Annotated in this window: 1 protein-coding gene and 1 pseudogene; one reads left to right on the forward strand and one right to left on the reverse strand. The window is 56.7% G+C overall.

Annotated elements, in window-relative coordinates:
- A partial coding sequence (locus SA87_RS14505) for a transposase (protein WP_211264224.1) occupies positions 1-473 on the reverse strand: 473 nt, incomplete at its 3' end.
- 314 nt (positions 474-787) lie between these two features.
- Between SA87_RS14505 and SA87_RS14510 the strand changes: the two are divergent.
- A pseudogene (locus tag SA87_RS14510) lies at positions 788-910 on the forward strand (IS256 family transposase); the annotation flags it as partial.

Here is a 910-nt window from a genome sequence, read left to right on the forward strand (position 1 = left end):
CCAGCGGGTCGTGGCCGCCTCTTTCGCCGGATGCTCGGTGAGGTCTGCTTCGTTTTTGCGAAGCGGCCGGCAGGAAGACGGTGGCCGGTGCATCTTTCCACCCGCCGGGCCTCATCCACCCGGCGGCCCGCATCCTGAAGCACGTGAAACGGATCGGCCACCACGTGTGCTTCCGGAAGGACCCGCTGAATCCGCTGCTTCCGGCTCTCCGTAAACCCCTTTCGGCAGAAGGCAGCGGCACCGCCGCGGCCGAATCCAGAGATAGACCGGCTTTTGATCCACCCACGTGTGCCGTTTACGCCGCCCCTTTGCCGAACGGCGGTGAACGTAAGCGGCGGATGGCCCGGCCAATGGGGACGGCGCGCTTCCTTTTTCGGCCGCCCGGCATACACATCGACGCTCTGCTCATTTTGCTCAAGGCGATCGATGATCCGGCCTTGAAGACCGAGAGCGTACCCAATAGACTGTTTCATAGGCGGTCGGAGCCTCCTTGGGATGGGGTGTGGTGTTGGTGACTATCCCATTAGCGCTCTGACCGCCTTTTTCCTGCTTGAGCAACCACACTTTTTAGCTTAGGGACTGCTGAACGAATCATGATGTCGTTATTTGAACAGGTGGAGCTAGCCTGAAGAACAATCTTAAAAATGCGTACAAAAGAAGGCGCAGTCGCCTCTCCAGGTGTTAGAGTCCATTGTAGTGGTGTAAAATTCGTCGTCCCCATTGACGACGAAGCCACCGTTCGTGTCTACTCAGTGTGACCAACACCAAAAGTAGGAGGCACGAAACGATGGCTTCACTCAATAGCTTCGCAGTTCTCGAGTGGATTCGCAAGATGCAAGACGTGGATCAGATCGATTTTTTACGGGAATTGATGCGATTCGTGACGCAGTTCCTCATCGATGCAGAAGCA

It is taken from the genome of Hydrogenibacillus schlegelii (assembly GCF_001653195.1).
GTDB lineage: Bacteria > Bacillota > Bacilli > Thermicanales > DSM-22653 > Hydrogenibacillus > Hydrogenibacillus schlegelii.